Here is an 8,281-nt window from a genome sequence, read left to right on the forward strand (position 1 = left end):
GCGCCCCTCCGTGCCGAGGGGCGCCGCCGACGTACGTGCCCGCGACCTGCCGGTCCGGCGGGTTGCCGGTCACCGCCTGAGCCGGGCGTTGGTGTGCCGTGTCGGCTCGGCGCCGGCCGGGTCCTCGGGCCACGGATGCTTCGGGTACCGCCCGCGCAGTTCCGCGCGCACGTCCCGGTAGCCCTCCCGCCAGAAGGAGGCCAGATCCGCGGTGACCGCGGCCGGCCGTCCGGCGGGGGAGAGCAGATGGACGAGCAGCGGCACCCCCGCGATCTCCGGCGACCGCTGGAGCCCGAACATCTCCTGGAGCTTCACCGCGAGGACCGGCTGCCCGGGATCGCCGTAGTCGATCCGGACCCTGGAGCCGCTGGGCACGGTGATCCGCTCGGGGGCCAGTTCGTCCAGCCGCGCCGCCTCACCGGTGGACCAGGGCAGCAGCCGCGCCAGCGCCCGGCCGGCGTCGATCCGCGCCAGGTCGGCCCGGCGGCGCGCCCGCCCCAGTTCGGGCTCGAGCCACTCGTCCACGCGCGCGTGGAGCGCGTCGTCCGACACGTCCGGCCAGGGCTCGCCGAGGTGCCGCCGCAGAAACGCCAGCCGCTGCCGCAGTACGGCCGCGTCGGCGGACCAGCGCAGCAGCCCGAACCCCTCCTGACGCAACCCGTCCAGCAGCGCGTCGCGTACGAGGGCCGGGTCGGGGCCGGCGAGGGGCCGCACCGCCAGCTCGACCGCGCCGAGCCGCTCGACCCGCCGGGCCACCACGTCGCCGCCGGCCCAGCGGACCTCCTCCGCCTGCGCCAGCAGGGTCCCGGCCGCGTACCGGGCCGTCGCCTCGTCGACGACCGCCCCGAGCCGCACGCGCGCGTGCCCCCTGCCGACCGGCCGGTCCGCCACGGCCACGGCGACCCACGGCGCCCCGCGCAGCGCCGACCCGTCCGACAGCTCCGCGCGCGTGCCCGACACCATCAGGTACGACCCGCCGTCGGCCCGCGCGAGCCGCTCGGGAAACGCGAGCGCGGCCACGGCCCCGACCGCCCGGTCCTCGCTCCCCTCGAGCCGCCCGTCACCGGGCCGGTCGTCCCCGGCGCCCGCTCCGCCCTTCGCGGACGGACCCGCGCCTCGCACCTCCTCGCCCGCGGACGCGCGTGTGCCGCCGTGCGCGCATCGCGGCGTATCGGCGCCCGCTCCACCCTTCGTGGGCCGGCCCGCGCTCCGCGCCTCCTCCCCCACGGAAGCGCGTGTGCCGCCGCGCGGCCCGCCTTTCGCGGACGGGCCCGCGCTCCGCGCCTCCTCGCCCGCGGACGCGTGCCCGTCGGCGTGCGCGTCGACCTGCGCGCCGTCACCGGCCTCGACGGCGGACCGCAGCCGGCGGACCTCCGCCCGCCACCGGGCGGCATAGGCGTCGCCCCCGCGCCGGGCGGCGCGCAGCGCGGCGGCGAGGTCGTCCCCGTACTCGCGGGGCGCCTCCTCGCTCAGCAGCGCGACCACCTCCGCCGCCGGACCGGGGTCACCGGCGTCCAGCAGCGCCCGGCCCAGCCGGGGGTGCACACCGAGCCGGGCCAGCCGCATCCCGCGTTCCGTGGCCCGGCCCGCGGCGTCCACCGCGCCGATCGCGGACAACACCTCCCGCGCCGCCGCCATCGCCCCGCCCGGAGGCGGGTCCAGCAGCGCCAGCCCGGAGGCATCCGGATCACCCCAGCAGGCCGCCTGGAGCGCGAACGCGGTCAGGTCGGCCACCTTGATCTCGGGCGCCGGGAACCGCGGCAGCCGCACGTCCTCCGCCTCCGCCCAGCAGCGGTACACCGTGCCCGGCGCCTCACGGCCGGCCCGGCCCGCCCGCTGCCGCGCCGCCGCCCGCGAGGCCCGTACCGTCGTCAGCGCGCTCAGCCCCCGCGCGTGGTCCACGCGCGGTTCCCGCGCCAGACCGGAGTCCACGACCACCCGCACCCCGGGGACCGTCAGCGACGACTCGGCCACCGACGTCGCCAGCACCACCCGCCGCCGCGCCCCCGGCGTCAGCACCGCGTCCTGCACCGCCGCCGGCGCCCGGCCGTGCACCTGGAGCACGTCCACGCCGGCCGGCCCGTCCAGCCGGCCCGCGACCCGCGCGATCTCGCCGGCCCCCGGCAGGAAGCACAGCACGTCCCCCTCCCGCTCGGCCAGTGCCCGCCGCACCACCGACGCCACGTGCGTCAGCAGCGCGGGGTCCACGCGCATCCCGTGCGGTGGACGCACCGGCCGCGCCGGCGGCGCCCACACGACCTCCACCGGGTGCGAGACGCCGTGCGCCTCGACGACCGGCGCCCCGCCCAGCAGCCGCGACCAGCCCTCGGCGTCCGTGGTCGCCGACGCGGCCACCAGCCGCAGCTCCGGCCGCAGCGCCTCGCGCACGTCCCACAGGAACGCCGCCGCCGTGTCCGCGTCCAGATGCCGCTCGTGGCACTCGTCCAGCACCACCGCGTCCACACCGGCCAGCTCCTGGTCCCGCTGGAGCCGCTGGAGCAGCACCCCGGTCGTCACGACCTCCACGCGCGTGTGCCGCCCCACGACCCGCTCACCGCGCACCGTGTACCCGACGCTCCCGCCCGGCTTCTCGCCGAGCAGCCACGCCATCCGCCGGGCCGCCGCCCGCGCCGCGATCCGCCGCGGCTCGGCCACCACCACGCGTCGCGCGGGCCGCCCCTCGCCGACCAGTCCGGCCAGCTCCAGCGGCACCAGCGTCGTCTTGCCGGTGCCGGGCGGTGCGACCAGCACGGCGGTGCCGTGCCCCTCCAGGGCGTCGTTCAGGGCGGCCAGGGCACCGCGTACGGGCAGAGTCTCCAGGGCGTCGTAACGGATCACGCACTCAGTCTCGTACGCACACGAAGATCGCCGTCCCCGGGATCAGGTTCCCGCGCAGCGGCGACCAGCCGCCCCACTCGGAGCTGTTCCAGGCCGGCCACTCGGGCTCGACCAGGTCCACCAGCCGGAAGCCCGACGCCACGACGTCGCGGACCCGGTCGCCGAGCGTCCGGTGGTGCTCGACGTACACCGCCCGGCCCTCCTCGTCCTGCTCCACGTACGGCGTGCGGTCGAAGTACGAGGCCGACACGCTCAGCCCCTCCGGACCCGGCTCGTCGGGGAACGCCCAGCGGATCGGGTGCGTCACGGAGAACACGAACCGCCCGCCGGGGCGCAGCACCCGCCCGACCTCCCGCAGCACCAGCCGCGGGTCGGCGACGAACGGCAGCGCGCCGTACGCCGAGCAGGCCAGGTCGAAGGAGCCGTCCGCGAAGGGCAGCGCGCCGGCGTCGGCGCACACCAGCGGGAACGACCCGCCGATCCGCAACGCGTGCTGGAGCTGGCGGTGGGAGAGGTCCAGGGCGACCGGGCGGGCCCCCTGGGCGGCCAGCCAGCGCGAGCACTGGGCCGCTCCGGCGCCGATCTCCAGGACGTCCCGGCCCTTCAGCTCCTCCGGCGGGCCGAGCAGCTCGGCCTCCACCTCGTCCAGCCCCTCGGGGCACCACACGAAGCGGTCGTCGCCGAGGAACGTGCCGTGCTCGACCTGGTACTCGTCCGCGTTGCGGTCCCACCAGCCCCGGTTGGCGCGGGCGCTCTCCGCGACTGTGGCGTCACGCCGGGTGGCCTCCGGTTCGGGCGCTTCGGGGACTTCGGGCTCTTGGATGATCGGCTCCTTCGTCGTACTCTGCCGTCCAGCCCGTCCCCGGTGCCACGGCGCCCCGCCGCCCGGTCCCGGGCGGGGGCGACGAGGGAGTGACACGCGGCCCGTGTGGCCTCGGCAGACGCTTCTTGTGCCGGGTATGCGGCGATCCGTCCCCGGTGGGCGGCTTCGCGCATTGACCCTGCCCGGCTGCCCCCGTATGCTACAAGTTGCGCTGCGGGCCTGCGCACCTCAGACGTAGCAGGCTGCGCTCGCATCTGTTGTATGTCCCCTCGGTTGTCGAGGCGCCACCGGGCACCCGGTGTCTGGATTGGCGCTTCCTAGGCTGTCCGGCTTCATCAGAGCGAAACGGGCTCCGGCGTAAGCAGTACCTACGACTTCAATGTCCGTACCGGAGCCCTTTCCCACATGACGAGCAGCACCGAGACCACCGCCACCACTCCGCAGGTAGCGGTCAACGACATCGGTAACGAGGAAGCCTTCCTCGCAGCGATCGACGAGACGATCAAGTACTTCAACGACGGCGACATCGTCGACGGCGTCATCGTGAAGGTCGACCGGGACGAGGTCCTGCTCGACATCGGTTACAAGACCGAAGGTGTCATCCCGAGCCGCGAGCTCTCGATCAAGCACGACGTCGACCCGAACGAGGTCGTCGCCGTCGGCGACGAGATCGAGGCCCTTGTCCTCCAGAAGGAGGACAAGGAAGGCCGCCTGATCCTCTCGAAGAAGCGCGCCCAGTACGAGCGTGCCTGGGGCACGATCGAGAAGATCAAGGAAGAGGACGGCATCGTCACCGGTACCGTCATCGAGGTCGTCAAGGGTGGTCTCATCCTCGACATCGGCCTCCGCGGCTTCCTCCCGGCCTCCCTGGTCGAGATGCGCCGCGTCCGCGACCTCCAGCCCTACGTGGGCAAGGAGCTCGAGGCGAAGATCATCGAGCTGGACAAGAACCGCAACAACGTGGTCCTGTCCCGCCGCGCCTGGCTGGAGCAGACCCAGTCCGAGGTCCGCCAGACGTTCCTCACCACCCTCCAGAAGGGTCAGGTCCGCTCCGGCGTCGTCTCCTCGATCGTCAACTTCGGTGCCTTCGTGGACCTGGGTGGCGTCGACGGTCTGGTCCACGTCTCCGAGCTGTCCTGGAAGCACATCGACCACCCGTCCGAGGTCGTCGAGGTGGGCCAGGAGGTCACCGTCGAGGTCCTCGACGTGGACATGGACCGCGAGCGCGTCTCCCTGTCGCTGAAGGCGACCCAGGAAGACCCGTGGCAGCAGTTCGCCCGCACCCACCAGATCGGCCAGGTCGTGCCCGGCAAGGTCACGAAGCTGGTTCCGTTCGGTGCGTTCGTCCGCGTGGACGAGGGTATCGAGGGTCTGGTCCACATCTCCGAGCTGGCCGAGCGCCACGTGGAGATCCCGGAGCAGGTCGTCCAGGTCAACGACGAGATCTTCGTCAAGGTCATCGACATCGACCTCGAGCGCCGTCGCATCAGCCTCTCGCTGAAGCAGGCCAACGAGGCGTTCGGCGCCGACCCGTCGGTCGTCGAGTTCGACCCGACCCTGTACGGCATGGCCGCGTCCTACGACGACCAGGGCAACTACATCTACCCCGAGGGCTTCGACCCCGAGACCAACGACTGGCTCGAGGGCTACGAGAAGCAGCGCGAGGAGTGGGAGCGCCAGTACGCCGAGGCGCAGGCCCGCTTCGAGCAGCACCAGCAGCAGGTCATCAAGTCCCGCGAGGCGGACGCCCAGGCCGCTGCCGAGGGTGGCGAGGCCGCCGCTCCGGCCGCGACCGGCGGTGGCTCGTACTCCTCCGAGGGTGGCGACAACTCCGGCGCCCTGGCGTCGGACGAGGCGCTGGCCGCGCTCCGCGAGAAGCTGGCCGGCGGCCAGAGCTGAGCCAGGCTGCCGCGGTCGCCCGCGAGGGGGACCTGAGCAGGAGCTCTTGAGCGAGCGTCAGCTTGCCCGACCGAGGGCCCGCACCCGTGAGGGGTGCGGGCCCTCGGCCTGTACGCGGTCCGCGACTGCCGGTGAGAGAGCCTGATCAGGGACGTGTGACGGGGAATGCCCGGGGGCCACCGCGCGTTGTGGGAGGTGGAACACGAGGAGGAGCGGTCACTGTGCTTGATCCGCAGGATTTGTACGCATGGGAGCCGAAGGGGCTGGCCGTCGTCGACATGGCGCTCGCCCAGGAGTCGGCCGGCCTTGTCATGCTCTACCACTTCGACGGATACATCGACGCCGGTGAGACCGGCGACCAGATCGTGGACCAGGTGCTGGGCTCGCTGCCGCACCAGGTCGTCGCCCGCTTCGACCACGACCGGCTCGTGGACTACCGCGCCCGCCGTCCACTGCTGACCTTCAAGCGCGACCGCTGGACCTCCTACGAGGACCCCGCCCTGGAGGTGCGGATCGTCCAGGACGCCACCGGAGCGCCCTTCCTGCTGCTGTCGGGCCCCGAGCCGGACGTCGAGTGGGAACGCTTCGCCGCCGCCGTCAAGGAGATCGTCGAGCGGCTGGGCGTCCGTCTCTCGGTGAACTTCCACGGCATCCCCATGGGCGTCCCGCACACCCGCCCGGTCGGCATCACGCCGCACGGCAACCGCACCGACCTCGTCCCCGGCCACCGCAGCCCCTTCGAGGAGGCCCAGGTGCCCGGCAGCGCGGAGGCGCTCATCGAGTACCGGCTGCTCCAGGCCGGCCACGACGTCCTGGGCGTCGCCGCCCACGTGCCGCACTACATCGCGCGCTCCCCGTACCCGGACGCCGCGCTCACGGTCCTGGAGTCGATCACCGCGGCCACCGGACTCGTCCTGCCGGGCATCGCCCACTCCCTGCGCACGGACGCGCACCGCACACAGACCGAGATCGACCGGCAGATCCGCGAGGGCGACGAGGAACTCACCGCGCTCGTCCAGGGCCTGGAGCACCAGTACGACGCCGCCGCGGGCGCCGAGACCAGGGGCAACATGCTCGCCGAGCCGATGGACATCCCGTCGGCGGACGAGATCGGACGGGAGTTCGAGAAGTTCCTGGCCGAACGCGAAGGCGACAGCTAGGCGACGATCAGCCGCCGGGGGACCGCCGCCCGCGGGGTGGTGGTACGGGGTGCGCCCGCGGGCAGTCGTGCGGGCGCCGGCCCGCCCCGCCCCCGGCCGCGACGCCGAGGTCGGCCCAGCGACCCCACCCCCTAAGCTTCCGCTCATGCTGAAGGTAGGCCTGACCGGCGGAATCGGCGCCGGCAAGAGCGAGGTGTCCCGACTGCTCGTCGAGTGCGGGGCGGTACTGATCGACGCGGACCGCATCGCCCGAGAGGTGGTCGCGCCGGGAACCGACGGCCTGGCCGCCGTCGTGGCGGCCTTCGGCGAGGAGGTCCTCACCGAGGACGGCAGCCTGGACCGCCCGAAACTGGGCTCCCTCGTGTTCGCCGACCCGGAGAAGCTGGCCGCACTGAACTCCATCGTCCACCCCCTGGTCGGCGCCCGCTCCCGCGAACTGGAGGAGGCCGCCGCCGAGGACGCCGTCGTCGTGCACGACGTGCCGCTCCTGACCGAGAACGGCCTGGCACCGCTGTACGACGTCGTGGTCGTCGTCGACGCGGACCCCGCCACCCAGCTCGACCGGCTGGTCCGGTTGCGCGGCATGACGGAGGAGGACGCGCGGGCCCGCATGGCGGCGCAGGCGACACGCGAGCAGCGCCGGGAGATCGCGGACATCGTGATCGACAACGACGTGCCGCTGGAGGACCTCCGGCACCGGGTGAAGGAAGTGTGGGCCGAACTGGTCCGCAGGGCGCACCCGACCCGCTGAACGCCTGCCGTGGGGCGCCCTGGCCGGTCCGGGGCGCCCCGGTCGGTCCGGGGCGCCCCGGTCGGCCCCGACCGCCCCGCGTGTCGCAGGAATAGCGCCCATGGCGAGGGCGTTGAAGCCTCCCAGTGAGGGAAGGACTCAGCCGTGCCCGAAACCAGCGGACCGAACGGACGTACGCCGGAGACGGACGTCATCGACTTCCGCGCCGCCGAGCAGTTGCTGGCGGCGCGTGACCCGCGGGGCGCGGTGAAGTTGCTCGACAGCGTCATCGCCGCGCACCCCGAGAACACCGCCGCCCGGCTGCTGCGCGCGCGGGCCTTCTTCGCGGCGGCACAACTGAGGCCGGCGGAGCTGGAGTTCACGGTCGTGCTGGAGCGCGAGCCGGACAACGCGTTCGCACACTTCGCCCTGGCCCGCACCTACGAGCGTCAGGGCCGCGCAGACCAGGCCAGGCGGCACTTCCGGCTGGCCGCGGCTCTCGACCCCAACCCGCAGTACCTGCGGAGGGCGGACTTCGACGGCTGACGCCGCGGGGCCCTCAGGCCCTCAGGGCGCTTCCCACGGAGGCCGCCCGTGCCGGTCAGACCCGCGGCCGTTTCCGCGGCCGTTTCCGCGGCCGTTTCCGCGTCCGGGTCCGTGGCCGGGTCCGTGGCCGTCGGTGTCGCCGTGATCCTGCGCGTGCGGGGTGTCCGGTGGCGGGCGGCCCGGGCCGCCCCCCCCCCCGCCGTCCCGTGGGACACCCCGCCCCCGCTCCCCACGCTGCCCCCGCCCGAAGTGGTGCAAGAGCCCTGCCCCACCCACCGCTCCCAC

Annotated in this window: 6 protein-coding genes; 4 read left to right on the plus strand and 2 right to left on the minus strand. The window is 74.1% G+C overall.

The features are described 5' to 3' along the window. Positions 1-69: 69 nt before the first annotated feature. Together ACZ45Q_RS10865 and ACZ45Q_RS10870 are read right to left on the minus strand one after the other, a co-directional pair. Positions 70-2,838, minus strand: coding sequence for an ATP-dependent RNA helicase (locus ACZ45Q_RS10865; protein ID WP_468258048.1), 2,769 nt, complete (start codon positions 2,836-2,838; stop codon positions 70-72). A gap of 4 nt (positions 2,839-2,842) precedes the next feature. Next, a complete protein-coding gene (locus ACZ45Q_RS10870) occupies positions 2,843-3,757 on the minus strand; it encodes a class I SAM-dependent methyltransferase (RefSeq protein WP_468258051.1) in 915 nt (304 codons plus the stop codon). Positions 3,758-4,066: 309 nt separating this feature from the next. On the opposite strand from ACZ45Q_RS10870, the gene rpsA reads away from it, so the two are divergent. The 4 genes from rpsA (at position 4,067) to ACZ45Q_RS10890 (ending at position 7,996) form a co-directional block, all read left to right on the plus strand. Then, complete coding sequence (gene rpsA / locus ACZ45Q_RS10875; RefSeq protein ID WP_468258053.1) at positions 4,067-5,560, plus strand: 30S ribosomal protein S1; 1,494 nt, start codon at positions 4,067-4,069, stop codon at positions 5,558-5,560. A 221-nt stretch (positions 5,561-5,781) separates the two neighbouring features. After that, positions 5,782-6,720 (plus strand): PAC2 family protein, encoded by a 939-nt coding sequence (locus tag ACZ45Q_RS10880; protein WP_468258056.1) that lies wholly within the window; start codon positions 5,782-5,784, stop codon positions 6,718-6,720. 145 nt (positions 6,721-6,865) lie between these two features. Beyond that, on the plus strand, positions 6,866-7,471 hold the full coding sequence (gene coaE / locus ACZ45Q_RS10885) for a dephospho-CoA kinase (RefSeq protein ID WP_468258058.1): 606 nt from the start codon (positions 6,866-6,868) through the stop codon (positions 7,469-7,471). Between the two features lie 144 nt (positions 7,472-7,615). Beyond that, the gene (locus tag ACZ45Q_RS10890) at positions 7,616-7,996 is read left to right on the plus strand and encodes a tetratricopeptide repeat protein (protein ID WP_468258060.1); all 381 of its coding nucleotides are present in this window, start codon (positions 7,616-7,618) and stop codon (positions 7,994-7,996) included. Positions 7,997-8,281 lie beyond the last annotated feature (285 nt).

The organism is Streptomyces sp. NPDC031049, assembly GCF_055571015.1.